23 protein-coding genes are annotated in these 24256 nt (G+C 55.2%); 3 read left to right on the forward strand and 20 right to left on the reverse strand.

The features are described 5' to 3' along the window. Window positions 1-37: 37 nt before the first annotated feature. The 4 genes from CNE01S_RS07315 to CNE01S_RS07330 are packed head-to-tail and all read right to left on the reverse strand — an operon-like array spanning window position 38 to window position 2965. Window positions 38-808, reverse strand: coding sequence for an anti-sigma factor family protein (locus CNE01S_RS07315; RefSeq protein WP_061274725.1), 771 nt, complete (start codon window positions 806-808; stop codon window positions 38-40). Then, entirely contained in the window at window positions 805-1317 is a 513-nt protein-coding gene (locus tag CNE01S_RS07320) for an RNA polymerase sigma factor (protein WP_061274727.1), read from the reverse strand. The genes CNE01S_RS07315 and CNE01S_RS07320 overlap by 4 nt, the downstream gene beginning before the upstream one ends. Window positions 1318-1337: 20 nt before the next feature. Beyond that, entirely contained in the window at window positions 1338-1880 is a 543-nt protein-coding gene (locus CNE01S_RS07325) for a cytochrome b (RefSeq protein WP_061274729.1), read from the reverse strand. Continuing rightward, window positions 1877-2965 (reverse strand): catalase family peroxidase, encoded by a 1089-nt coding sequence (locus CNE01S_RS07330; protein WP_425430200.1) that lies wholly within the window; start codon window positions 2963-2965, stop codon window positions 1877-1879. Before CNE01S_RS07330 ends, CNE01S_RS07325 begins: the two co-directional genes overlap by 4 nt. A 574-nt stretch (window positions 2966-3539) precedes the next feature. On the opposite strand from CNE01S_RS07330, the gene CNE01S_RS07335 reads away from it, so the two are divergent. Next, window positions 3540-5105 (forward strand): methyl-accepting chemotaxis protein, encoded by a 1566-nt coding sequence (locus tag CNE01S_RS07335; RefSeq protein WP_061274732.1) that lies wholly within the window; start codon window positions 3540-3542, stop codon window positions 5103-5105. Window positions 5106-5142: 37 nt separating this feature from the next. Here the strand turns inward: CNE01S_RS07335 and CNE01S_RS07340 are convergent, their stop codons facing one another. Further along, on the reverse strand, window positions 5143-5859 hold the full coding sequence (locus tag CNE01S_RS07340; RefSeq protein WP_082763196.1) for a Type III secretion system effector HopBA1: 717 nt from the start codon (window positions 5857-5859) through the stop codon (window positions 5143-5145). 262 nt (window positions 5860-6121) lie between these two features. Here CNE01S_RS07340 and mutS point away from each other — a divergent pair, with 262 nt between their 5' ends. Continuing rightward, complete coding sequence (gene mutS / locus CNE01S_RS07345; RefSeq protein WP_061274734.1) at window positions 6122-8683, forward strand: DNA mismatch repair protein MutS; 2562 nt, start codon at window positions 6122-6124, stop codon at window positions 8681-8683. Window positions 8684-8750: 67 nt separating this feature from the next. Here the strand turns inward: mutS and rpoS are convergent, their stop codons facing one another. From rpoS to cysD, 12 genes are all read right to left on the reverse strand, one after another. Then, on the reverse strand, window positions 8751-9743 hold the full coding sequence (gene rpoS / locus CNE01S_RS07350) for an RNA polymerase sigma factor RpoS (RefSeq protein ID WP_008458325.1): 993 nt from the start codon (window positions 9741-9743) through the stop codon (window positions 8751-8753). A 56-nt stretch (window positions 9744-9799) separates the two neighbouring features. Then, window positions 9800-10933, reverse strand: coding sequence for a murein hydrolase activator NlpD (gene nlpD / locus CNE01S_RS07355; protein WP_061274736.1), 1134 nt, complete (start codon window positions 10931-10933; stop codon window positions 9800-9802). A 130-nt stretch (window positions 10934-11063) separates the two neighbouring features. Beyond that, window positions 11064-11690 carry a protein-L-isoaspartate(D-aspartate) O-methyltransferase gene (locus CNE01S_RS07360; RefSeq protein WP_061274738.1) on the reverse strand — a complete coding sequence of 209 codons (627 nt, stop codon included), beginning with the start codon at window positions 11688-11690 and terminating at the stop codon, window positions 11064-11066. Further along, window positions 11684-12445, reverse strand: a complete 762-nt coding sequence (surE, locus tag CNE01S_RS07365; RefSeq protein ID WP_039287134.1) for a 5'/3'-nucleotidase SurE — start codon at window positions 12443-12445, stop codon at window positions 11684-11686. Before surE ends, CNE01S_RS07360 begins: the two co-directional genes overlap by 7 nt. Further along, window positions 12426-13472: a tRNA pseudouridine(13) synthase TruD gene (gene truD / locus CNE01S_RS07370; RefSeq protein WP_061274740.1), complete on the reverse strand. Its 1047-nt coding sequence runs from the start codon at window positions 13470-13472 to the stop codon at window positions 12426-12428. Before truD ends, surE begins: the two co-directional genes overlap by 20 nt. Next, complete coding sequence (ispF, locus tag CNE01S_RS07375; RefSeq protein WP_061274742.1) at window positions 13472-13951, reverse strand: 2-C-methyl-D-erythritol 2,4-cyclodiphosphate synthase; 480 nt, start codon at window positions 13949-13951, stop codon at window positions 13472-13474. Before ispF ends, truD begins: the two co-directional genes overlap by 1 nt. Next, entirely contained in the window at window positions 13951-14661 is a 711-nt protein-coding gene (gene ispD, locus CNE01S_RS07380; RefSeq protein ID WP_061274744.1) for a 2-C-methyl-D-erythritol 4-phosphate cytidylyltransferase, read from the reverse strand. The genes ispF and ispD overlap by 1 nt, the downstream gene beginning before the upstream one ends. A 19-nt stretch (window positions 14662-14680) precedes the next feature. Further along, entirely contained in the window at window positions 14681-15007 is a 327-nt protein-coding gene (ftsB, locus tag CNE01S_RS07385) for a cell division protein FtsB (RefSeq protein WP_061274746.1), read from the reverse strand. A gap of 185 nt (window positions 15008-15192) precedes the next feature. Further along, window positions 15193-15516, reverse strand: coding sequence for a DUF3561 family protein (locus CNE01S_RS07390; RefSeq protein WP_061274836.1), 324 nt, complete (start codon window positions 15514-15516; stop codon window positions 15193-15195). A 50-nt stretch (window positions 15517-15566) separates the two neighbouring features. Next, complete coding sequence (cysC, locus tag CNE01S_RS07395) at window positions 15567-16172, reverse strand: adenylyl-sulfate kinase (protein WP_061274748.1); 606 nt, start codon at window positions 16170-16172, stop codon at window positions 15567-15569. Beyond that, window positions 16172-17599: a sulfate adenylyltransferase subunit CysN gene (cysN, locus tag CNE01S_RS07400; protein WP_061274750.1), complete on the reverse strand. Its 1428-nt coding sequence runs from the start codon at window positions 17597-17599 to the stop codon at window positions 16172-16174. Before cysN ends, cysC begins: the two co-directional genes overlap by 1 nt. Window positions 17600-17610: 11 nt before the next feature. After that, the gene (gene cysD, locus CNE01S_RS07405; protein ID WP_008458345.1) at window positions 17611-18519 is read right to left on the reverse strand and encodes a sulfate adenylyltransferase subunit CysD; all 909 of its coding nucleotides are present in this window, start codon (window positions 18517-18519) and stop codon (window positions 17611-17613) included. Window positions 18520-18797: 278 nt separating this feature from the next. Between cysD and CNE01S_RS07410 the strand changes: the two genes are divergently transcribed. After that, complete coding sequence (locus CNE01S_RS07410) at window positions 18798-19838, forward strand: aminopeptidase (protein WP_061274752.1); 1041 nt, start codon at window positions 18798-18800, stop codon at window positions 19836-19838. A 39-nt stretch (window positions 19839-19877) separates the two neighbouring features. Here the strand turns inward: CNE01S_RS07410 and CNE01S_RS07415 are convergent, their stop codons facing one another. From CNE01S_RS07415 to cysH, 3 genes are all read right to left on the reverse strand, one after another. Continuing rightward, window positions 19878-21722 (reverse strand): glycoside hydrolase family 9 protein, encoded by a 1845-nt coding sequence (locus CNE01S_RS07415; RefSeq protein ID WP_061274754.1) that lies wholly within the window; start codon window positions 21720-21722, stop codon window positions 19878-19880. Between the two features lie 24 nt (window positions 21723-21746). Continuing rightward, the gene (locus CNE01S_RS07420; protein WP_082763197.1) at window positions 21747-23138 is read right to left on the reverse strand and encodes an OprD family porin; all 1392 of its coding nucleotides are present in this window, start codon (window positions 23136-23138) and stop codon (window positions 21747-21749) included. Window positions 23139-23473: 335 nt separating this feature from the next. Continuing rightward, window positions 23474-24205, reverse strand: coding sequence for a phosphoadenosine phosphosulfate reductase (gene cysH, locus CNE01S_RS07425; protein WP_061274756.1), 732 nt, complete (start codon window positions 24203-24205; stop codon window positions 23474-23476). Between the last annotated feature and the right edge of the window lie 51 nt (window positions 24206-24256).

Genomic DNA, 24256 nt, shown 5'->3' on the forward strand with positions numbered 1-24256 from the left:
ATTTTTTCTGATATTGGCGAATAAACGCTCTCCAGCATTAAATCGATCTCGCATCCCCCGCGTACTGCGCCACCGCCTTTTGTAACCTCGCCGTCTGGCTATCATTAGCCGGGCTTATCATCGCGTAGTTATAGCGACGATCGCTCCAGTACTGCGCGGTCAGGTTATCGGCCTGTCGCTCTCCTTTCCCTAGCGTAAACATGCCGGAAGGCCGAATATAATAAGCCACGCGTGTGCCCTGAGCATCCTGGTAGACCACCAGCGCTGCCGGGCCCTGTTCGGTCACCATTAAGCGCCCGCCCACTAGCGTAAAACCGTAATTACCCAGGTCTGGTGCCAGCGCCCCGTTAATAAAATAGCGGCCCATCCAGTTGTTCACCTCAGCGCGATCGCTGGCCACGACGTCCAGTGCTTTCACGCTGCCGCTGTTCACCAGACGATAGGCCTGCACGGCATCTTCCATCGGCAAGATTTGCCGCAGGACTTCGCTGGCATGCAGCTGCCATCCGGCAACGCCCCCCATGCCAACGGAGAATAGCAGGCTAAAAGCAACGGCTAATCGCCACCGCTGAGTACGCCGGATTTGCTGGCGCGCCCGCTGCACTTCCGAGGCAGGGGCAGAAACCTGCGGCACAAATTCATCCAGTGATAGACGTAAGCGCCGGGCATCCGCCTGCCATTTTCTGACCTGTGCAGCCTGCTCGGGGTGCTGCAGCAAATAGTGCTCAACCCACTTTTTATGTTCTTCGTCCAGTTGCCCGTCAACCCAGGCATGGAGATCCTGTTCGTCAGGTATGCGCGATTTCATTTCAACCTCCTTAACGCCGGGGCCGATGACGTCCCCTCATCCCATTTTTGCAGCTGTTTTCTGGCGCGGGACAAACGCGACATCACGGTACCCAACGGAATATCCAGCGACTCAGCCGCCTCTTTATAGCTCAAACCTTCCACGCTGATGAGCAGCAGCAGCGCGCGCTGCTCCACGGGAAGCTGGCTGAACATCGCCAGCATATCGTCGTTAATCAGCATCTCCTCCGTTGATGCTGCCACCGGGTTTTCATCGCCGGTAAACAGCGACAAAATGCGCTGATAGCGTCTTTTTCGCCGCTCGCCGTCGATGAATTGCCGATAGAGAATGGAGAACAGCCAGCTGCGAAGGCTTTCTCTGGCCGCCAGATCCCTCTCGCGGGTAAACGCTTTCTCAAGGCAGGACTGCACCAGATCCTCTGCGGCGTGAGGATTGCGCGTGAGCCATAGCGCGAAACGCTGCAAATGCGGCAGCATTTCCCGTATTTCCTGTTCGCTCAGTTTTGACATGATTTACTCCACTGGCGATGTTAGTCCCGGCCTTTGTAGCCCGACATGCTGCTGAACACGCCATCACGCAATAGCAGCGCATGGAATAATGCGGCGGTCAGATGCAGAACCACGGTGACGAACAGCAGCAGCGCAAGCCAGGTGTGCAGCGGCCGAAGCATGGCATAAAGCTCAATATTTTTGGCCACCAGCGCCGGTAACGTGATGCCGGCCCCCAGCGTCACGGGATAGCCCGCCGCAGAGAGCATCGCCCAGCCCACCAGCGGCTGAGCCACCATCAGAAGATAGAGCAGCCAGTGGGATAAATGCGCGAGCGCCACCTGAAAGCCAGGCAGATGCGCCGGGAGCGACGGCGTTTTATAGCGAAGACGAAGATATACCCTCAGAATAACCAGCAGCAGAATGGCGACGCCGAGCGGTTTATGCAACGAGTATAAAAAGGCATGCAGTTCCGATACCGTGGACACCATCCCCACGCCGATAAACAACATCGCCACGATCATCAGCGCCATCGCCCAGTGAACGACGCGCAGCAAAGGGTGAAAATAAGCTGCTTTACTCATAACCCGGCCCCTTTATTTACCTGAGCTTCTTCATGCGTACGGCGATTGAAGGATGACGAATAAGCCGCAGAGCGCGCGCTAAGCAGCGGATCGTCCGAGCCCGAAATACCCTCTGGCAGTATCAGCGGATCGTAGTTAATGTCCCGGCAGTTGCCGTCGGCCTGATCTTGTGCGGAAGTTAGCACCAGCGTGCCTGCGTTAAGCTTTTGGTGGCTATCGGGCCAGGGTTTCGTCGCGTCATTAGTCACGTCGCCCTTCTCAGCCACGCTGATAATTAAATCCCATTTTAGCGGCCCCTGCTGCAGGCGCTGCTTGATGTCCTGCTGAAGGAACAAAGGATTCGCTTTGTCCTGCGCCGTCACCGGCACGCCGGGCGTTTGCGCCTGCATACTCCAGCGTACGCCGTGAACGACCCCTGCTTTGTTGGTAAACAAGAAGGCATTCAGGCTGTTGTAGCTGTCGCTGGCCCAGCTGGACGTTGGCACATAGCTCTTTACCCAAGCAAAAAAAGGCTTTGCCTCCGGGTGAGCGCTAATAAACGCTTTCATTTTGGCCGGATCGGGTTTGCCCGTTTTAGGATCGGGAATACCCGCCATTTGCTGATCGTAGAAGCCCTGAGGGGTAGCAACGCTAAAGAACGGCAGCGCGTTCATCCCCGTACGCCACTCCTGGCCATCGCGGGTAATAAACTGCAGCGCCATACTGCGCACCGGAACTGCACCATCGGGCGCGTTGGGGTTACCGCCGGCAATCGCCAGACGCCCAATAACTGGCGTATTGCCAGGCAGAAACACCGTTGCTTTTGACAGGGCGCTGCCGCTGCCGTTGGAGTCAAAATACCCCACCACGCAGACGCCTTTGGCATGATTGCGACGATAGCCGGGGTGCTCTCCTCCCGTTTTTTCCAGCGCATTAACCAGCTTATCGGGGGATAAACGCCCCGGCGTCAGAGCCCCCCACGCCCAGGCAAACAGCAGGCAAAGGGCTAACGGAATAGCAACTATCACGGCGCCACGCAGTAAAAATTGCTGCGGGTAGCGCAAATTTTTAAACATCGCGCAGAAAGAAGGACGGGGTTCTCGCATAGGTTCGGCTCACAATGATGAAACGGCATTTGGCTTTTGAGCACATAGGACGAACGAAATGAACATTTATTCCCAGGCCTTAAAGTTTTTTTGCCACCTGTATTCCACCATCAAAAACAGGGAGATTGCTGTAATTAACTTTCATATAATCCGGGGGCTAGATTTTAAAATATTGGCTCAGCCTTTTTCATTAATAGCTAAAAATTTAAATCTTAAATAAATAATAAACATTTGTTAGCAGACGTAACGAACGTACCTGGGGAATTATTACAAGCCCTGGACACCAGGTTTAAAGCATAAAAACAAAGTGAAATCACAAATGAAAAGCAAAACCATTTGGCTTAGGGAGAACAAAAATAAACGCCATTGTTATTTATGAAATAAAGCATTCCACCCTCGTCAACACTGCACCCATCGGTACAAAACCGCCCTATTGACAACGTTTTGCCTGCAGATTAATTTTCTTTCCAACCTGATAACCTGCATGACAACTTACCCTCCTGTATTCGCTGCGGGAAAATACTCTAATAACACCATTAACATCACGCTCAATATTAATTAAAAGAGAGTTATTATGTTTAAAAACCTTTCCGTAGGCTCGCGCATTAGCGGCAGCTTTATCATTATTTTATTCACACTGATTGTGCTGACGCTGGTGGCAATTATGCAGGTGAATAAAATAAATAATGCGCTGATCGCCATCAATGATGTCAATAACGTTAAACAGCGCTATGCCGTTAATTTCCGTGGCAGCGTGCATGACCGCTCTATTGCCATTCGCGACGTGACGCTGGTTCCGGCAGGCGAGCTGCAAGGGGTGATCGAGCACATCCGCAAGCTAGAGCGGGATTACCAGGCCTCCGTCCAGCCGATGGAAGGTATTTTTGCTCTGGGCAACGACGTTACCGTAGAAGAGCGTGCGCAATACAAAAAGATAAAAGAAGCCGAACAGCAAACGCTGCCGCTGGTGAATGAAATTATCGCTCTGCAGCAAAAAGGCGATGTGGAAGGCGCACGCCAGGTCATCCTCAATCAGGCTCGCCCTGCATTTGTTAACTGGCTGGCCACCATTAACGGTTTTATTGACATGGAGACGCAGCTTAACGATGCGCTGGCTAATACAGCACGCGGTATCGCGCGCACATTTCACCTTCTGATGCTCACGCTGGCGCTGGTTGCCGTCGCGCTTGGCCTGCTCATCACCTGGTCAACCACGCGCAAAATTACGCTTTCCCTCGGCGGTGAGCCGGTTGATTTGCTGCGCATGACCAACGCCATCGCCGCCGGAGATCTGACGCAAACGCCCGAGCTGCGTAAAAAAGATTCCAGCAGTATTCTGGCTTCGCTCAGCCATATGCAAAATGCGCTGCGCCAGCTGGTGCTGGAAGTACGCCAGAACGCTGAGGGTGTGGCGAGCGCCAGCGCAGAAATAGCCAAAGGAAGTAGCTCACTTTCTGCAAGGACCGAGAACCAGGCCGCGGCGCTGCAGCAAACTTCAGCGGCGATGGACCAGGTGGCGAGCACGGTGCGAAACAATGCGGAAAGCGCACAATACGCCAGCAAACTTGCCAGCTCTGCCGCCAGCGAAGTCGCCCAGGGGAGTGAAATGGTGCAGGGTATCGTCAGCACCATGGAGGAAATTACTCAGGAATCCGTGCGTATTGCGGACATCACGTCGGTGATTGAAGGGATTGCTTTCCAGACGAATATCCTGGCGCTGAACGCCGCCGTTGAGGCCGCCAGGGCGGGTGAACAGGGTCGGGGTTTTGCCGTTGTCGCCACTGAGGTTCGCGCCCTCGCCCAACGCTCTTCCAGCGCCGCGAAAGAAATTAAAGGCCTGATTACTGGCTCAGTGCAGCGGGTGAATAGCGGGGCGCAGGAGATAGATCAGGCGGCGGAAACCATGAGCAAGATTTTGACCACCGTCAGCCAGGTGAACAGCATCGTCAACGAAATTGCGCACAACTCTGCCGAACAGGCGACCGGCGTGAATGAGGTTGCTCAGGCCGTTGCACAGATGGATAAAAACCTGCAGCAGAACGTCGCGCTGGTCGAGGTGACTTCCTCGACGGCAACCGCTCTCGATACGCAATCCCGCGTTCTGCGAGAAACCGTCAGCGTTTTCCAGGTGGCGTCCTGAGACAAAAAGGTACGGGGAATCGCCATTCCCCGTTAGTTTATTTCGGGAAATTAATCACCAGGTGACTGTTGTCGTCCTTATCATTCAGCGAGCAGCCCGGGGCTTTATCGCTCGCACTGAAGGAAACCACGGGGCCGGGGCGCATATCTTTAGGCCCTTGCTCACGGCTATGATGAAAATGACCGCCGCCGCCCCAAACCAGCGCTTTACGAGCACCAATGGCACGCTCTTCCTTTTCTGCCGCAGCATTCCAGGCAATATTGAGCGCCAGCCGCTTGTTCATATACTTGATGGCTTCCATAGGCGTTTTGGGCGCAGCACCGGGAATATGGCGGTCAATGCCGGCGACGGAAATGCCGGCTTTGTGCGCTTCATAAAGTGCCCCGGCAACCTTATCCACCCAGGCCTCGCCGTGTTTTGACCAGGCATTCATGATGAAGTTTTTGGTCGCCTCTTTGCCATGAGCCAGCGCTTCGCGAAACAAGGCGTTATCGCTGTATTTCACAAACTCCACCGCCAGCAGATCCACACCAGCCTTTTTCAACTCGGGAATGGCATGGCCGACAAATTCCGGGATCGCAAGCTGACCATGCACATCGCCCAGGTAAGCAAGCTTGTTATCACGGAACAGGTTAGCCAGGGCCTGAACGGGATCGTTTACCGGCGGCTTAATTTTAATATCAGGATGGATCCTTCCGCTGGCGTTAAGGGCGGCGGGCTGAACGCGATTTGACTGACCGACTGCAGAAAACATGATTATCTCCGATGTTGGGATGTTTTCTGGTGAGTGGCTGGCAAAAAATTCAGTTCCTGGCCGAACGGCGAAAAATATGTTTCTAAACGCGACGCCCCGATCCACGAAAACCTCTGCTGTTTTCCTGCCTTTGATACTCCGTTATCATGGGCCATCTGAGGGACGATTCCCACGCACAGTTTACGCCGTATTAGTGAGCGATAATGAGAACCAGAAACATCACTAACCACTTAAAATTCAACGAAATGGATATCATTACTCCATGAGCACTAGCGAAACCTTCGACGCCCATACCCCAATGATGCAGCAGTACCTGCGTCTTAAATCCGAGCATCGTGACATCCTGCTGTTTTACCGCATGGGTGACTTCTACGAACTGTTCTATGACGACGCAAAACGCGCTTCTCAGCTGCTGGATATCTCGCTGACCAAGCGCGGGGCTTCTGCAGGCGAGCCTATTCCGATGGCGGGCGTGCCTCATCACGCGGTGGAAAACTACCTGGCGAAGCTGGTGAATCTCGGCGAGTCCGTGGCTATCTGCGAACAAGTTGGCGACCCGGCCACCACCAAAGGGCCGGTTGAACGTAAAGTCGTGCGCATCGTCACGCCGGGTACCATCAGCGACGAAGCGCTGTTGCAGGAGCGTCAGGATAACCTGTTGGCGGCTATCTGGCAGGACAGCAAAGGCTTTGGTTATGCGACGCTCGATATTAGCTCCGGGCGCTTCCGTCTGACCGAGCCAGAAGACCGTGAAACCATGGCTGCCGAGCTTCAGCGTACCAATCCGGCTGAACTGCTGTATGCGGAAGACTTCGCCGAGATGAGCCTGATTGAGGGCCGCCGAGGCCTGCGTCGCCGTCCGCTTTGGGAATTCGAGATTGAAACCGCGCGCCAGCAAATGAATTTGCAGTTCGGCACGCGTGATTTGACCGGTTTCGGCGTCGAAAACGCCCACCATGCGCTTTGCGCCGCCGGCTGCCTGCTGCAGTACGTCAAAGATACCCAGCGCACTTCCCTGCCGCATATTCGTTCCGTGACCATGGACCGGCAGCAGGACAGCATCATTATGGATGCCGCCACCCGGCGTAACCTGGAGATCACTCAGAACCTGTCCGGCGGCGTGGAGAACACGCTCGCCTCGGTGCTGGACTGCACCGTGACGCCGATGGGCAGCCGTATGCTCAAACGCTGGCTGCATATGCCGGTGCGCAACGTCGATGTGCTCACTAAGCGGCAGCAAACTATTGCGGCCCTGCAGGAGCGCACCACAGATATTCAGCCTACGCTGCGCCAGGTCGGCGACCTTGAGCGTATTCTTGCCCGCCTGGCGCTGCGTACCGCCCGCCCACGCGATCTGGCACGTATGCGTTATGCCTTCCAGCAGCTGCCCGCCTTGCGTGAAACCCTGTCGGACGTAAGCACCGACTATGTGAAAACCTTGCGCGAGCAGATGGGCGAGTTCGCAGAGCTGCGCGAATTACTCGAGCACGCGGTTATCGAATCACCGCCGGTGCTGGTGCGCGACGGCGGCGTTATCGCCCCCGGCTATAACGAAGAGCTGGACGAATGGCGAGCCCTGGCCGACGGCGCCACTGACTATCTGGATCGACTTGAAATTCGCGAGCGCGAGCGCCTGGGCCTCGATACGCTAAAAGTCGGGTTTAACGCCGTACACGGTTATTACATTCAGGTCAGCCGCGGTCAAAGCCATCTGGTGCCGATCAACTATGTTCGCCGCCAGACGCTGAAAAACGCCGAGCGCTATATTATTCCCGAGCTGAAAGAGTACGAAGACAAGGTATTAACCTCTAAAGGCAAAGCGCTGGCGCTGGAGAAACAGCTTTACGACCAGCTGTTTGATTTGCTGCTGCCGCACCTGGAAGCGCTGCAAAAAAGCGCCACCGCGCTGGCGGAGCTGGACGTGCTGGTGAACCTGGCCGAGCGCGCTTATACCCTGAACTACACCTGCCCGACGCTGACGGACAAGCCCGGCATTAAGCTGGTCGGTGGCCGCCATCCGGTAGTGGAACAAGTCCTCAGCGAACCGTTTATCGCTAACCCGTTGACCCTTTCTCCTCAGCGCAGAATGCTGATCATTACCGGCCCGAATATGGGCGGTAAAAGTACCTATATGCGCCAGACCGCGCTCATTGCGCTGCTGGCCTATATCGGCAGTTTTGTGCCGGCGCAGCAGGCAGAAATCGGCCCGGTTGATCGCATCTTTACCCGCGTAGGCGCTGCCGATGATCTGGCTTCTGGTCGCTCAACCTTCATGGTGGAGATGACAGAAACCGCCAACATTCTGCACAACGCCACTGAACATAGCCTGGTGCTGATGGATGAGATTGGCCGCGGGACGTCGACCTATGATGGCCTGTCGCTGGCCTGGGCCTGCGCCGAAAGCCTGGCAAACCGTATTAAGTCGCTGACGCTGTTCGCCACCCACTATTTCGAGCTGACCACGCTGCCGGAGAAAATGGAAGGCGTGGCTAACGTCCATCTGGATGCCGTGGAGCATGGCGATACCATCGCCTTTATGCACAGCGTGCAGGACGGCGCGGCGAGTAAAAGCTATGGTCTGGCCGTGGCCGCACTGGCGGGCGTGCCAAAAGACGTGATTAAACGTGCGCGCCAGAAGCTGCGCGAGCTGGAAAGCATTTCCGGCAATGCCGCAGCAAGCCAGGTGGACGGGACGCAAATGTCGCTGCTGGTTGCGGCAGAAGAGACATCTCCGGCCGTTGAAGCGCTGGAAAATCTGGACCCGGATTCGCTCTCTCCTCGCCAGGCGCTGGAATGGATTTACCGGCTGAAGAGTTTGGTGTAGCGCTTACCGAACGACAGGCATAAAAAAAGCGGTGATATCAATCACCGCTTTTTATTTGAAGAGTCGATTATTCGCGGAACAGCGCTTCGAGGTTCAGCCCCTGAGCCTGCAGGATTTCACGCAGACGGCGAAGGCCTTCAACCTGAATCTGACGAACGCGTTCACGAGTCAGGCCGATTTCACGACCCACATCTTCCAGCGTTGCAGCTTCATAACCCAGCAGACCAAAACGACGGGCCAGCACTTCACGCTGCTTAGCGTTCAGTTCGAACAGCCACTTCACGATGCTTTGTTTCATATCATCGTCTTGCGTGGTGTCTTCCGGGCCGTTGTCTTTCTCGTCCGCGAGGATATCCAGCAGCGCTTTCTCAGAGTCACCGCCCAGCGGGGTGTCTACCGAGGTAATGCGCTCGTTGAGACGCAGCATACGGCTAACGTCATCAACCGGTTTATCCAGCTGCTCGGCAATCTCTTCGGCACTCGGCTCGTGATCGAGCTTGTGGGAGAGTTCGCGAGCGGTACGCAGGTAAACGTTCAGCTCTTTCACAATGTGAATCGGCAGGCGAATCGTACGGGTTTGGTTCATGATTGCCCGTTCGATGGTCTGACGAATCCACCATGTGGCGTACGTTGAGAAACGGAATCCACGTTCCGGATCGAACTTCTCAACCGCACGAATAAGCCCCAGGTTGCCCTCTTCAATCAGATCCAGCAGCGCCAGACCACGATTGCTGTAACGACGGGCAATTTTTACCACCAGACGCAGGTTACTTTCGATCATGCGTCGGCGGGAGGCTACATCACCGCGCAGCGCGCGGCGAGCAAAGTAAACTTCTTCTTCGGCTGTTAGTAATGGAGAGTAACCGATCTCTCCAAGATAAAGCTGAGTCGCATCTAGTACACGCTGTGTTGCACCCTGTGACAGCAGCTCTTCTTCTGCAAGGTCGTTATCACTGGGTTCCTCTTCTACAAGGGCTTTTTCGTCAAAAGCCTCAACTCCGTTCTCATCATATTCCGCGTCTTCGTTTAACTCGTTAACTTTCAGCGTATTCTGACTCATAAGGTGGCTCCTACCCGTGATCCCTGGGCAATACACTCAATGAATGTTTTGCCGGTTTATCGCTGCGGCAAATAACGCAGCGGGTTTACGGATTTCCCCTTGTAACGAATTTCAAAATGCAATCGTGTAGAACTGGTTCCGGTGCTACCCATGGTAGCTATTTTTTGCCCCGCCTTAACTTCTTCTTGTTCCCGGACCAGCATTGTATCGTTATGGGCGTAGGCACTCAGATAATCATCGTTGTGTTTGATGATGATTAGATTACCGTAACCGCGCAGCGCGTTACCGGCGTATACCACGCGCCCTGCGGCAGTCGCGATAATTGCCTGTCCTTTACTGCCTGCGATATCGATCCCTTTGTTGCCCCCTTCGGTTGCCGCAAAGTTTTCGATTATCTTACCGTCGGTCGGCCAGCGCCAGGTGGAGATTGGCGAGCTGTTAGACGTACTGCTGACGGTAGGTTCGGTAGAACTAACCACAGGTGCCGTCACCGGTGCTGTGACAACAGTCCCAGCTGGCTTATTGCCCGGTAACATTTTGGTAGCACTCTGTTCACCTGAATCCTCAGAATACGTAATTGTCGGTTTAGAAGCAACTACCCTGGTCGAGTTTTGTTCAACTGGCGTCGCGACGCCCTGCGCGCGGGCATCGGCGGCGGTTACCGCGTTCCCGCCGGTGATTGGCGTGCCGGAGGCGTTACCGACCTGGAGGGTTTGCCCCACTTCCAGACCGTATGGGGCCGGTACGTTGTTGCGCTGGGCCAGGTCACGGAAGTCGTTCCCGGTGATCCACGCGATGTAGAACAAAGTATCGCCACGTTTAACGGTGTAAGTGCTGCCGCCCGCGTAACTCCCTTTAGGGATATTGCCGTACTGGCGGTTGTAAACAATGCGGCCATTTTCGGTATGCACGGGCTCAGAAACGACCGGCTGGGCCTGAGGCTGGCGAACCGGTTGAATCTGCGGTTGCTGAACAGGTTGGATCTGAGGTTGCTGAATCGGGGCGGACATTGTCGGTGGCTTAGTCACCAGCAGGCTGCCGCTTGAGGAGCCTGAAGGGTTGCCGTTGCCGCCAACGGAACTGATTGGTGCCTGGGTGTTATTATTGCTTGTACAGCCTGCCAGCCAAAGGCTGGTTAGCGTTAACATCGCCGCCCGGCGTAAAGTGAAAGTTGGGCTTCCCGTGCTCATTTATCCCCCAAAATGATAACCACCAGATATTCATAAAACACTGTAGAAAAGCGGCGTAAACCACGCCAGCTTTTGCTGAATTCGGCTACGTTACGCCGAATCAACAGCAAGAAAACCGGATATTTCCGGGTTATGCTAATTCGCCGCGCACTAAGGGCACAAAGCGAACAGCTTCTACCGTGTCGATTGAAAATTCGTCTCCGTGACGACGGACGCGTTTTAAAAACTGCTGGTCGTCGCCCACGGGTAAAACAAGAATGCCACCGTCATCCAGCTGCGACAGTAGCGCAGTCGGAATTTCCGGCGGGGCCGCCGTCACAATAATAGCGTCGAACGGCGCTTTTGCCTGCCAGCCCTGCCAGCCATCGCCATGACGGGTCGAAATATTGTGTAAATCGAGCTGCTTCAGGCGACGTCTGGCGTGCCATTGCAGCCCTTTGATGCGCTCTACGGAGCAAACATGCCCCACGAGATGCGCCAGAATTGCGGTTTGGTAGCCCGAGCCGGTGCCAATCTCCAGCACCTTTGAATGCTCCGTCAGCTCCAGCAACTCCGTCATCCTCGCCACCATATACGGCTGAGAGATAGTCTGACCAGACCCAATCGGTAACGCGGTATTTTCCCAGGCTTTGTGTTCAAACGCTTCGTCGACAAACTTCTCGCGCGGCACCTGCGCGATAGCCTCAAGAACCTGTTCATTCTTGATGCCCTGAGCACGTAATTGATCGAGAAGAGTTTGTACGCGTTTGCTTACCATTGCGCCTCAACTCCGGCCTTTTCAAGCCAGTGGCCAACGACTTCATGGGCGCTATGTGCGGTTAAATCGACGTGCAGCGGCGTCACCGACACATAACCTTCGTCAACGGCGGCAAAGTCGGTGTCCGGCGCAACATCCAGTTTTTCCCCCGGCGGGCCAATCCAGTAAACCGTGTTGCCACGCGGATCTTCTTGCCGAATCACCTGGTCTGCCGGATGGCGGCTACCGCAGCGGGTCACGCGAATGCCTTTGATTTGGTCAAGCGGTAAATCTGGGACGTTGATGTTCAGAATGCGCCCGGTGCGCAGCGGTTCCCGGGCCAGCGCCCGGAGAATAGAGCAGGTAACCGCCGCCGCGGTCTCATAATGCTGATGACCATCCAGCGAGACGGCCAGCGCCGGGAGCCCTAAATGACGCCCTTCCGTCGCCGCCGCCACGGTGCCGGAATAAATCACGTCGTCACCGAGATTGGGCCCGGCGTTGATCCCCGATACCACAATATCCGGGCGCGGATGCATCAGAGCATTGACGCCGAGATAGACACAATCCGTCGGCGTGCCCATTTGAACGGAGATATCTCCGTTGGCGAGGGTAAAGGTTCTAAGCGATGACTCCAGCGTCAGCGAGTTTGATGCGCCGCTGCGGTTTCTGTCCGGTGCCACCACCTGCACCTCGGCAAATTCACGCAACGCCTTCGCCAGCACCTGAATGCCAGGCGCATGGACTCCGTCATCGTTACTCAGCAATATTCGCATAATCACCCGCTGTGTTCATGAGTTCCCTGACAACGCTGGTGGCGAAGCTCCCCGCCGGTAACCAGAAATTCAGCTCGACGGTGACATCATCCCACCAGTTCCAGCTCAGCCCTTTGGGCTGAACCAGCATCGCACGGCGCGCCGCTTCCACACGCTCACGCTTCAACAACCCCAGCAGAAGCTCTTCTTCCGCCACGGATTGCTGCTCAAAAGCCAGCGCTGCATTTTGCGTTCCCCACTCGCCATCACCCGGCAGCGAAGCGGTGATCAGCAGTTCGCCGTCATTCACTCGCTGTTGCAAGGTTGGGAGTTCTTCCGGGGTCGCCACAAACCAGCTGCCGCGTCCTGCCAATTGTAGCGCATCACCATCAACAACTTGATTAAAGTCTGTTTTTTTCAGGCGCTGGCTAACAATCTGATTAAACAACGCGCTGCGGGCTGCCGACAACCAAAAACTGCGTTTATTTCTGTCGCGCAGCGGCGCATTGCTTTCTGCCCAGCGCTTCGCCTGATGCAGGTTGTTACCGCCAATGCCAAAACGCTGGCTGCCGAAGTAGTTAGGCACGCCCTGCCCGGCTACGGCCTGCAGGCGCTGCTCCATCTCGTGGCGATCGCTCACCTCGCGCAGCACGAGGGTAAAGCGGTTTCCCTTCAGCGCCCCTAAGCGCAGCTTGCGGCGGTGACGAGCAAACTCCAGCACCTGACAACCTTCGAGCGTAAAAGCGCTCATGTCCGGCATCTCTTTGCCCGGCAGACGAACGCAGAACCACTGTTCGGTCACGGCATGTTTATCTTTTTGCCCGGCAAAGCTGACTTCGCGCGCATGAACCTTGAGGAATTTCGCTAACGCATCGGCCACAAAACGGGTATTGCAGCCGCTTTTCAGAATTCGCAACAGCAGATGTTCACCGTCACCGTCCGGGCCAAAGCCCAAATCCTCAATCACCACGAAATCTTCCGGGCTGGCCTTGATAACGCCGCTGCCCTGCGGTTTGCCGTGCAGCCACGTCAGGTTTTGCATATCCATTACTTGCTGGCCTTATGCAGCAGCGCCACGGCTTCGCAGGCAATACCTTCACCCCGGCCGGTAAAGCCGAGCTTTTCGGTGGTGGTTGCTTTGACGTTGACGTCATCCATATGGCAGCCGAGATCTTCGGCAATGAACACGCGCATCTGCGGGATGTGCGGAGCCATTTTCGGTGCCTGGGCGATAATCGTGACGTCGACGTTACCGAGGGTAAAACCTTTGGCCTGGATACGGCGCCAGGCTTCGCGCAGCAGTTCGCGACTGTCAGCACCTTTAAAGGCCGGATCGGTGTCCGGGAACAGCTTGCCAATATCCCCCAGCGCAGCCGCACCCAGCAGCGCATCGGTCAGGGCATGCAGAGCAACGTCACCGTCGGAATGAGCCAGCAGCCCTTTCTCATAAGGGACACGAACGCCGCCAATAATAATCGGGCCTTCGCCGCCAAAAGCATGAACATCAAAACCATGTCCGATACGCATTATAAATTCTCCGTTTGGGTTAACCGCGTAAGATAGAAAGCCGCCAGGGCAAGGTCTTCAGGGCGAGTCACCTTGATATTATCCGCCCGGGCGCTAATCAGTTCTGGATGAAAGCCGCAATATTCCAGGGCCGAGGCTTCATCGGTGATGGTGGCACCTTCATCCAGCGCGCGCAGCAGGCAGCTGCGCAAAAGTTCGAGTGGGAAAAGCTGCGGCGTCAGGGCATGCCAGAGATCTTCACGATCAACCGTATGGGCAATCAGCCCTTTGCCAGGCTCGCCCCGCTTCATGGTGTCGCGAACCGGCGCCGCCAGAATGCCGCCGACTTTGCTGGTGGCGGTTATCGCCAGCAGGTTATTCAGATCATCCCGATGCAGGCAAGGGCGTGCGGCATCATGCACCAGCACCCATTCAGCATCACCTGCGGCCTGAAGGCCAGCAAGGACGGAATCTGCGCGCTGCTTGCCACCAGTCACCACGGTAACGCGAGGATGGGTCGCCAGCGGCAAAGAGGAAAAATACGTGTCGTTGGGGCTGAGAGCCACGATCGCCCGGCCCACACGCGGATGCGACATCAGGCTGGCCACCGCGTGTTCGAGAATTGTTTTGTCGCCGATGTGTAGGTACTGCTTAGGACATTCCGTTTGCATACGGCTGCCGATACCGGCGGCCGGTACCACGGCAATTACGTCCGGGGAGGAGTCTGCCATGCCTTTCACTTATGCTGAGTTATCGATTATTTTGCCCGGTGTTGGAGGTATTACCGTTGGCTGCGCGTTTGGAGGCATCCGGCACCAGGCGATAGAAAGTCTCCCCTGGTTTGGTCATGCTGAGTTCGTTGCGAGCGCGCTCTTCAATCGCTTCCTGGCCGCCGTTGAGGTCGTCAATTTCGGCAAAAAGCTGATCGTTGCGAGATTTTAGTTTGGCATTGGTTGCCTGCTGCGCAGCGACATCTTCGCTGACGCGCGTGTAATCGTGTACGCCGTTTTTTCCGAACCACAGCGAATACTGAAGCCAGACCAGCAAGGCCAGCAACAGCAGCGTTAGTTTACCCATCCTGCCCCCTGAAAAACGGCACAATCATCCCACAACTTTTTCGTCGACTCCACTGCGGCAAGCGACCCTGCGCGCCAAATCGCGCCAGAATTTACCACATAACGCGAATTCATGCGCGATTGCAGCAAGTTTAGCTTAACGTTGCCCATAAATAGTCTGTTACGGTTTGACGCAGTTCGGCACGGCTACCCCATTAGCCACATGAAGAGCACGCCGAACATCAGCGCCACGGAGAGCAGCGTAGCCACACAGCTAAACAGCAGCTTGCCACGCAAAATGGAGTGCAAAGCAATACCCACCACCACCGCGACAGGCATCAGCGCCAGGAAGAATGGCCAGGTGTAGAGGAAGAAAAAGAGCGTGTTGGGGCCATAGACCAAAAAGGGAATGCCTAGCGCCAGCAGCCACGACAAAAAGCCGATAAACGCCCCGGGCAATGACCAGGTGGTTTCCTCGACCGTCGGGCTGGGTTCAGCCGGTGATATAACGATATTCGTGCTGTTGCGCATAACTGATTTCATAACCCTGATGGCCGGAAGCGTTGTGCTTCCGGGCGTCTTCAGCAATTGATGATATCGTCGCGACGCAGCAGGTCTAATATTTGGGCCACTAAATTTGTTACTAATTGTTCGCCGTCTAAGTGTATTTCCGCCTGCAGCGGCGCCTCATACGCCGAATCAATACCGGTAAAATTCTTCAGCTCTCCGGCTCTGGCCTTCTTGTAAAGCCCTTTAGGATCGCGCGCTTCGCAAATCGCCAGCGGCGTGTCCACAAACACTTCGTAGAAGCGCCCTTCTCCAGCTCGCTCACGCACCATTTGCCTTTCAGCCCGGTGCGGAGAGATAAAAGCGCTGAGCACGACAAGGCCTGCATCCACCATCAGGCCAGCCACTTCTCCGACTCGCCGGATGTTCTCTTTGCGGTCCCCATCGCTAAAGCCCAGGTCGCTGCACAATCCGTGGCGTACGTTGTCGCCGTCAAGCAAATACGTGCTTACGCCAAGTTTATGCAGTTCCTGCTCAAGCGCGCCGGCCACGGTTGATTTCCCGGAGCCGGACAAGCCTGTGAACCACAGCACCGCCCCGCGGTGTTTGTGCAATGCTTCACGCTGCTCGCGCGTAACGGGGTGAGCATGCCAGACCACGTTTTCATCATGGTCGGCCATTATTTGCCTCCCAGCAGGTCACGCGCGCCCCAGTGTGGGAAGTGACGGCGCACCAGGGCGTTAAGCTCAAGTTCAAACGCACCGTATGCCGAAGGTTCCTGATAAACGTCCGCCTGTGGCTCGCGCACCATACCAGCGCCGACGGTCACGTTGCTCAGACGGTCGATCAAAATCAGCCCGCCGGTCACCGGGTTGGACTGATATTTATCGAGCACCAGCGGCTCATCAAAGGTCAAATCCACCAGCCCAATGCCGTTCAGCGGCAGGTTTTCCACCACGCGCTGAGTCAGCGAGTTAATCTCGACCTGGTACTGAATGTTGTCGACCCGCGCGCGCGTTTTCTTCCCGGCAATTTTGATATCAAAGCTCTGGCCCGGTACCAGCGGCTGCTCCGCCATCCAGACGACATCCACTTTAGCGCTCTGCACTGCAGCCAGCGATTCCGTCGCCTCCACCAGCAGGTCGCCCCGGCTGATGTCGATTTCATCTTTCAGCACCAGGGTGATGGCTTCCCCCGCGCCGGCTTGTTGCAAATCTCCATCAAAAGTCACGATTCTGGCAATGCTGGATTCCACGCCAGATGGCAGCACTTTGACGCGCTGGCCTACGCTCACGGTGCCCGAAGCGAGCGTCCCCGCATAGCCACGGAAGTCCAGATTGGGACGGTTCACGTACTGCACCGGGAAGCGCATTGGCTGCTGCTCCACGCCGCGAATAATTTCTACCGTTTCCAGCACTTCGAGCAGTGTCGGGCCGCTGTACCACGGCATTTGAGCGCTGGCGCTGGCGACGTTATCCCCTTCCAGCGCGGAAAGCGGCACAAAACGAATATCCAGGTCCGCCGGCAGCTGCTGGGCGAAGGTCAGGTAATCCTGTTTGATCTGCTCAAAAGTCTGCTCGCTGAACGCCACCAGATCCATTTTGTTGATCGCCACTACCAGGTGTTTGATCCCCAACAGCGTAGAGATAAAGCTGTGTCGACGGGTTTGATCCAACACGCCTTTACGGGCGTCGATCAGCAGGATCGCCAGGTCACAGGTTGATGCCCCGGTCGCCATATTGCGGGTGTACTGCTCGTGCCCCGGCGTGTCGGCAATAATAAATTTGCGCTTCTCGGTGGAGAAATAGCGATAGGCCACGTCGATGGTAATGCCCTGCTCGCGCTCGGCCTGCAGGCCGTCCACCAGCAACGCTAAGTCGAGTTTCTCGCCCTGAGTGCCGTGACGTTTGCTGTCGGTGTGCAGCGACGAGAGCTGATCTTCATAGATCTGGCGTGTGTCGTGCAGCAGGCGACCAATCAACGTGCTTTTGCCATCATCGACGCTGCCGCAGGTCAAAAACCGCAGCAGGCTTTTGTGCTGCTGGGCGTGCAGGTAAGCTTCTACGCCGCCTTCGTCAGCGATTTGTTGTGCAATAGTGGTGTTCATCTGGCGGCTCCTTAGAAATAACCCTGGCGTTTTTTCAGCTCCATAGAGCCGGCCTGGTCGCGGTCAATCATGCGTCCCTGGCGTTCACTGGTGGTGGAAACCAGCATCTCTTCGATGATCTCCGGCAGCGTCTGCGCGGTAGATTCCACCGCACCGGTCAGCGGCCAGCAGCCCAGGGTACGGAAGCGCACCATACGTTGTTCAATCACTTCGCCCGGCTGCAGATCGATACGATCGTCGTCAATCATCATTAGCATGCCGTCACGTTCCAGCACTGGGCGCGGAGCCGCAAGATATAGCGGAACGATGTCGATATTTTCCAGGTAGATGTACTGCCAGATATCCAGCTCGGTCCAGTTAGACAGCGGGAACACGCGAATGCTTTCGCCTTTATTTATCTGGCCGTTGTAGTTATGCCACAGCTCAGGCCGCTGGTTTTTTGGGTCCCAGCGGTGGAAGCGATCGCGGAAAGAGTAAATACGTTCCTTCGCACGAGATTTCTCTTCGTCGCGGCGCGCACCGCCAAAGGCTGCGTCAAAACCGTATTTATTCAGCGCCTGCTTAAGGCCTTCGGTTTTCATGATATCGGTATGTTTAGCGCTGCCGTGAACGAACGGGTTAATGCCCATTGCTACGCCTTCAGGGTTGCGGTGCACGATAAGATCGCAGCCGTAGGCTTTCGCCGTGCGGTCACGGAATTCGTACATTTCACGGAATTTCCAGCCGGTATCAACGTGCAGCAGCGGGAACGGCAGCGTACCTGGGTAGAAAGCTTTACGGGCCAAATGCAGCATGACCGAAGAGTCTTTCCCAATGGAATACATCATCACCGGATTAGAAAATTCGGCAGCGACCTCACGGATAATATGGATGCTTTCAGCCTCCAGTTGCCGCAAGTGAGTGAGTCGTTTTTGGTCCATAACCTTCCCTTAAGCAGATACGCCGCGGCCGTTCATCGCAGCCGCTTGAGATTTAATCTAAGGGGACTATAAGTCTTGGGCTTATTTGTTATGAAATTACGAATTGGAATGACTAGTTCCCGAAAAGAATAACGCCACGGCAAAGCTAACAACAAAATGTGCTTAACCTGTCGTTTTTTCGCGGGTTTAAGAGCAAATGAAATTGTTTAACCTGGCTCACAGTTTCATACTAACGGCGCTTAAAGCTTCCGACTAATAAAGATGAATAAGGACGTACTATGTTTTCCGCATTGCGCCGCTCGGTGATTTGCCTGGCGCTGGGCGCGTGCTTTAGCTTTCCCGCAGGGGCGAAGGTCACGCAGCAAGGCGACATTGCCGACCAGCAAACCCGCCACATCGCGACTTATTTTCCCGGCCGAATGACCGGCAGTCCTGCCGAAATGCTGGCCGCAGACTATATTCAGCAACAGTTTAAAAGCTGGGGATACCAGAGCGATATTCGCCAGTTTAATACTCGCTATATCTACACCACGAAAGCGGGCCATCAGACCTGGCATAACGTCACCACCAGCAGCGTGATTGCCGCCCGTGAAGGTAAACAGCCGCAGCAAATTATTATCATGGCGCATCTGGACACCTATACGCCGCTCAATGATAAAGACGTGGACAATAATCTCGGCGGCCTGACGCTACAGGGCGTGGACGATAATGCTTCCGGCCTTGGCGTCATGCTGGAGCTGGCGGAGCGCCTGAAAGATATTCCTACCCGCTACGGCATCCACTTTATTGCTACCAGCGGAGAAGAAATTGGCTCCCTGGGCGCGAAAAACATTCTGGAGCGCATGAGCAAAGAAGAGCAGGCCAACACGCTGCTGGTGATCAATCTGGACAGCCTGATCGTGGGCGATAAGCTTTATTTCAATAGCGGCGTATCAACGCCTGCGGCCGTGCGCAAACTGACCCGCGACCGCGCGCTTACGCTTGCCCATCGTGCCGGGATTCAGGCCACCAGCAATCCGGGGCTGAATACGAAATACCCGAAAGGCACCGGCTGCTGTGGCGATGCTGAACCGTTTGATAAAGCCGGGATCCCGGTGCTATCCGTGGAAGCCACCAACTGGGCACTTGGGGCAAAAGACGGTTATCAGCAGCGCAGTAAAAACAAGGCATTTCCAAACGGCACCAGCTGGCATAACGCCACGCTCGATAACCTTGAGTATCTGGATAAGGCACTGCCGGGGAGAATTAAGCGCCGCAGCCATGACACGGTGCGTATACTGCTCCCGCTGGTGAAAGAGTTGGCGAAGGCCGGGAAGTGATCGGGCAGGAGCGGCTATAGCACCGCTCCTCCTTATTTATTACTGCTGTACCGGCAGACTCACGGCATACAGGTACCACGCTGAATGAGGCAGCCAGCCCTCGGCCCAGCGCCAGTCGTCATCTTTCCCGGTGACCGCATAACCCTGGTCAAACGCGATCCCGTCTACGTTCTGCTGCGGATCGGCGGTAATGCCGTTCACAATCCCGCCAGGCAAGGTCGTATAGCGCCAGGAATTGAAGAACAGATAGCTGATGTGGCGGTAGCCGCTGCCGGTCAGCATGCTGACATCAAACGGGTTTCTACCGAGGATCCAGTCCAACTGGTTCCAGGCGTAGGCGTTAAGCCGATGGGTAAAATTGGCATCGTCGGCGAACAGCGGCATCGCCTGCCGGGCCGCCGCCGCAAGCGACGCTATACGGGCGTTTTCCCCCTGCCACCAGGGCGCTGCTTCCGTATCATGCGGGAAGAAGAAGCTAGTGCGCTTTGTCCCGTCCTTCAGTTGGACCAGCTGACGCGCATAGCCAAACGGGTTATTAACATCAGCGGTGGTGGTCAGTTCAAAATCGAGTGCCTGTTTTACCGAGGAGAGAATATCCGCTCGCTGATTGTCAGGCGCAACGGCGTGATATTCCAGTAGCGCGATAACCGGCAGCCCGGCATCTGAAGGGTGGAAATAAGGCCGGCTGGCGTCATCTGCACGCCAGTAATGTTTCCACTGGCCTTCCGAAATCTGGCGGGCCATCAGGCTTTTTGCCCGCAGGGAAGCCACCTCCAGGTAATGTGATTGCTTAGTCGCTTTATACAGGTCGGTGGCGGCCAGCAGGACGTTATAGTCATCGACGATATTCTCTTTGCCGTCGTTCACCATCTTCAGGTTATTTTTCTCAAGGAAGGCAAAAGCCTCTTTCGCTGTCTGAAGATATTGCGCGCGGGTAAACTGCCCGTCCTCATCCTGAGTGCTGGCGAGCGCCAGCGCAGCAATCGACATCCCAGCGCCTGAACGGAAGCTCGCCTGATAAGCCAGCCGCCCAACCGCCGACTCTTCGACAATGGTGGAGTCAGACTCTTTTTCTTTAATTTGCGTGCGCCAGTTCGGGTTCGCGACCACGCGGTCCTGCGCCAGCTTGTCTTTACCCGGCGATGATATCGCCTGCAGGAAGGATTCCCCCGGCTGCTTCATACGCACCAGAAAATCTGCGCCATAAAGACCTTCATCGAGCATACGGCGACGGTACTCGGAGAAATTGACGTCGTTACGCGCGCCCAGGCGCTGGTAGCTTTGCAGCAGGCTCCAGGCCACCAAAGGGGCTTGTTGAGGGTTAAACCAGGAAGTTAAATTCTGATGGGAAAGGTGAACGCCATAGTCGCCGGTCGCGTCATACCAGCCGCCGTGCACATCCACCGTGCCTTTCTCCCCCCACGGTTTCGGCAGTTTGCGATCGGCCTTGTCAAAAAGCCCCGTTACGCGCTGGCTTTTGAAATAAGCAATCACATCGGAGAGCGTGTAGCGTTCAAGCAAATCTTTATTAATGATAAACGGCCCAGAACGCACATCGCCGTCGCTGCTGACCACCTTGACCACATAACGCCCGGCTTTATGCCAGCCGCTAAAATCGGCCTGATAAAAAGTACGATTCTCCCAGCTCGGGACGCTTCCCTGCCCGACTAATTCACCGCTATACACCACTTTGTTGCTTTCGCTATCCAGCAGCTCAAATTGGTCGCCAGCGTTAAATTTCGCGCCATCGCTTAATTGAATAACGGCGGATTTGGGTCCATTGAGGTCGTAGCCAACCTGGTTAATTAACACATGCGTTTCTGCATGGACGAAAAGCGCGCAGCACGAAAGCGCCAGCCCGAGGCCTGCCTGTCGAATCAACATTATTTTTCCTTAGCGTGGGTCGCGTTAAATAATTGAGAACGGAGCAATCATCATGAATTTGATATCCTTTTCATCCTGGAAAACGTTGGCATAGCCGCCGCTCCAGTCAGGATTGTCGGAATGGTTGTTGTAGCGGGTGTAATGCAGCTTAAACATCACATCTTTCGCCCAGCCCTGCTGGACTTGCCAGACGAGATCCAGGTTCCAGGCGCTTTCTGTCAGACGCTGTCTGGCCGACCACTCTCCTCCCCGAGCCGGTTTGCCGTCCCAGCCCCAGGCCAGCGATGCCCCGGCGCTGATACCCGGATAAATGACGTCGCCTAAATCGACCATCGAGCCGAAAAACACCGCCTTTTCACCGTCGGCGTTGTAGTCAGAACGGGCATCCCACCACATATCGATACGCCCCGCCGAGTTTGGGTAAATGGGCGTTGCGCTGACGGTGTAATATCCTTGCTTGCCCGGCGCATGGACCAGGCTCCCCTCTAACCGGAACTGCCAGCGTCCTCGCTGGTATTCAGCGGTAACGCCCTGCTGCCAGGCAAACTCGTCGTAGACATCATGGCGCCCGGTAGCATCATGCGAGCCGTAAAACTGCCAACTGGTTCTGAGCTGGTTATCTGCCTCACCAAGACGCCAGCCTACTTTGGTAAAATACTTATCCAGGTAGCCCTGGGATTGACCAAAGGCCAGCTCCCAAATCACGCCATTTTTAAAATCAAATTTCCCGCCCAGCGAGTGCAAATAAGGAATTTTCGTTTTCTTGTCTATTTCCTTAAAGTCATACATCTCGCGATACCACGGAGCTTTATATTTATTGGCCCAGAAATAAGAAAGTGAAAATGTTCCCTGCTGCCCTAAATCATAAACTGCCCCCATTTCAACGCCCTGATAGGTTCCGGGTAAGAAGCCCCATTGGGTGGCTAATAAACCCTGCCCAATGGGCTGAATATAACCGGCTCTGAGCCAGTAATTGTCCTTTTTGAATTTGAGCGCGGCCAGATAAAGATCCACCGCATTAGCCTCTCCGGTTCCCCGGTCGCGCCACATGGATTTACCGTCGCTGAAGCTTATTTCGTTGGGATGTGCCGTGCTGCCTTCAAATAAATCCACCGTCGCGAATGCCCCAAGATCGCCCCCAACGGTTTCGTCATAAAAACCAGAGCTATAGTCCAGCCGGGCGGTTGTGGTGCTGTGGTGAAGGTTGGTCTGGTATTGCCCGTAATGCGGGCTGCCAGGATTCATCTCTTTGCGTTCACGATGGCGCTGCCAGTAATAGAGCGAGCCCGTTAGCAGGCTGTCATCCACAAAACCCGCTGCCATCGCAGGCGCGACCGGAATGACAGAAAACATGCCTGACAGCAGCAGGATGCATTTTGTGGCGTGCTTCTTTGTACAAAGAGGTAAAATAGACATTAATAATTCCCTAATATTAAGCCCTTTCCCGGCGGTATTTCCCGAGTCCGGATGCTTTCCCTGGTAATAAAATCATTCGCCTCATGGCCATTTTTTACTGGCCTGGACGTTTATTATTTCTCTTGAATCATCCAAACCTGAAAACGTTTTCAGGTTTTATGAAATTATCGCCTCAACAAAAAAATGATCAATATCCGATCGCAACTTTCTTTGTGATGAATAGCCCATTTTGGGGAGCAAACTTGATGGGGAGTTTCATGCAGACGAGGTGTGGAAAGCAGAAAAGAAAAACGCGGGAACAAGACCCGCGCTTTAAAAGAAGAGATTGAAGGACTTTATTCGTGCAAGCCGCACTCGCGCTTCAGGCCAAAGAAGCGGGTTTCTTCTTCTGCCATGCCCGGTTCCCACTTACGAGTGGTGTGGGTATCGCCGACGGAAAGATAGCCCTGATCCCACAGCGGATGATATTTCAGTCCGTGCTCGGTCAGGTACTGGTACACCGTGCGGTTATCCCAGTCGATGATCGGCAGAATTTTAAAGACTTCGCGCTGTACCGCCAGTACCGGCAAATGGGCACGGCTGCCGGATTGTTCACGACGCAGGCCGGCAAACCAGGTTTGTGCCTCCAGCGTTTTCAGCGCGCGGTTCATCGGTTCTACTTTGTTGATGTCGTTGTAGCGCTCAATACCTTCCACGCCCTGCTCCCAAAGTTTGCCGTAACGCGCTTCCTGCCATGCCGGGCTTTCGGTCGCACGAAACACCTGCAGGTTCAGCTTCAGCTTGTCGGTTAGTTCGTCGATAAACTGGTAGGTTTCCGGAAACAGATAGCCGGTATCGGTCAGGATCACCGGAATGTCGGGGCGCTGCTGCGTAACCAGATGCAGACACACGGCGGCCTGAATGCCGAAGCTGGACGAAAGCACAAATTCACCCGGCAGGTTTTCCAGCGCCCATGTCACGCGCTTCTGGGCGCTAAGTTTTTCCAGCTGAGCGTTAACTTCGGCGAGCGCCATGACGCGTTCGACCTTCGGTAATTCGTTCAGCGCGGTAAGATCGAGTACGGACATACGTGCCTCACTTAGTGATAAATGACCCTCACCCCGGCCCTCTCTCTGGAA

The organism is Cedecea neteri NBRC 105707 = ATCC 33855, from assembly GCF_001571265.1.
Lineage (GTDB): Bacteria > Pseudomonadota > Gammaproteobacteria > Enterobacterales > Enterobacteriaceae > Cedecea > Cedecea neteri.

What these genes read in the sequence shown, in the direction of transcription:
- CNE01S_RS07360 (WP_061274738.1), bottom strand. Translation starts at nt 11,690, where the DNA reads ATGGTAAGCAAACGCGTACAAACTCTTCTCGATCAATTACGTGCTCAG.
- cysH (WP_061274756.1), bottom strand. Translation starts at nt 24,205, where the DNA reads ATGTCCGTACTCGATCTTACCGCGCTGAACGAATTACCGAAGGTCGAA.
- mutS (WP_061274734.1), top strand. Translation starts at nt 6,122, where the DNA reads ATGAGCACTAGCGAAACCTTCGACGCCCATACCCCAATGATGCAGCAG.
- nlpD (WP_061274736.1), bottom strand. Translation starts at nt 10,933, where the DNA reads ATGAGCACGGGAAGCCCAACTTTCACTTTACGCCGGGCGGCGATGTTA.
- ftsB (WP_061274746.1), bottom strand. Translation starts at nt 15,007, where the DNA reads ATGGGTAAACTAACGCTGCTGTTGCTGGCCTTGCTGGTCTGGCTTCAG.
- cysD (WP_008458345.1), bottom strand. Translation starts at nt 18,519, where the DNA reads ATGGACCAAAAACGACTCACTCACTTGCGGCAACTGGAGGCTGAAAGC.
- truD (WP_061274740.1), bottom strand. Translation starts at nt 13,472, where the DNA reads ATGGATATGCAAAACCTGACGTGGCTGCACGGCAAACCGCAGGGCAGC.
- rpoS (WP_008458325.1), bottom strand. Translation starts at nt 9,743, where the DNA reads ATGAGTCAGAATACGCTGAAAGTTAACGAGTTAAACGAAGACGCGGAA.
- ispD (WP_061274744.1), bottom strand. Translation starts at nt 14,661, where the DNA reads ATGGCAGACTCCTCCCCGGACGTAATTGCCGTGGTACCGGCCGCCGGT.
- CNE01S_RS07320 (WP_061274727.1), bottom strand. Translation starts at nt 1,317, where the DNA reads ATGTCAAAACTGAGCGAACAGGAAATACGGGAAATGCTGCCGCATTTG.
- CNE01S_RS07410 (WP_061274752.1), top strand. Translation starts at nt 18,798, where the DNA reads ATGTTTTCCGCATTGCGCCGCTCGGTGATTTGCCTGGCGCTGGGCGCG.
- CNE01S_RS07415 (WP_061274754.1), bottom strand. Translation starts at nt 21,722, where the DNA reads ATGTTGATTCGACAGGCAGGCCTCGGGCTGGCGCTTTCGTGCTGCGCG.
- CNE01S_RS07420 (WP_082763197.1), bottom strand. Translation starts at nt 23,138, where the DNA reads ATGTCTATTTTACCTCTTTGTACAAAGAAGCACGCCACAAAATGCATC.
- cysC (WP_061274748.1), bottom strand. Translation starts at nt 16,172, where the DNA reads ATGGCCGACCATGATGAAAACGTGGTCTGGCATGCTCACCCCGTTACG.
- CNE01S_RS07335 (WP_061274732.1), top strand. Translation starts at nt 3,540, where the DNA reads ATGTTTAAAAACCTTTCCGTAGGCTCGCGCATTAGCGGCAGCTTTATC.
- CNE01S_RS07340 (WP_082763196.1), bottom strand. Translation starts at nt 5,859, where the DNA reads ATGTTTTCTGCAGTCGGTCAGTCAAATCGCGTTCAGCCCGCCGCCCTT.
- surE (WP_039287134.1), bottom strand. Translation starts at nt 12,445, where the DNA reads ATGCGAATATTGCTGAGTAACGATGACGGAGTCCATGCGCCTGGCATT.
- CNE01S_RS07390 (WP_061274836.1), bottom strand. Translation starts at nt 15,516, where the DNA reads ATGCGCAACAGCACGAATATCGTTATATCACCGGCTGAACCCAGCCCG.
- CNE01S_RS07325 (WP_061274729.1), bottom strand. Translation starts at nt 1,880, where the DNA reads ATGAGTAAAGCAGCTTATTTTCACCCTTTGCTGCGCGTCGTTCACTGG.
- ispF (WP_061274742.1), bottom strand. Translation starts at nt 13,951, where the DNA reads ATGCGTATCGGACATGGTTTTGATGTTCATGCTTTTGGCGGCGAAGGC.
- cysN (WP_061274750.1), bottom strand. Translation starts at nt 17,599, where the DNA reads ATGAACACCACTATTGCACAACAAATCGCTGACGAAGGCGGCGTAGAA.
- CNE01S_RS07315 (WP_061274725.1), bottom strand. Translation starts at nt 808, where the DNA reads ATGAAATCGCGCATACCTGACGAACAGGATCTCCATGCCTGGGTTGAC.
- CNE01S_RS07330 (WP_425430200.1), bottom strand. Translation starts at nt 2,965, where the DNA reads ATGCGAGAACCCCGTCCTTCTTTCTGCGCGATGTTTAAAAATTTGCGC.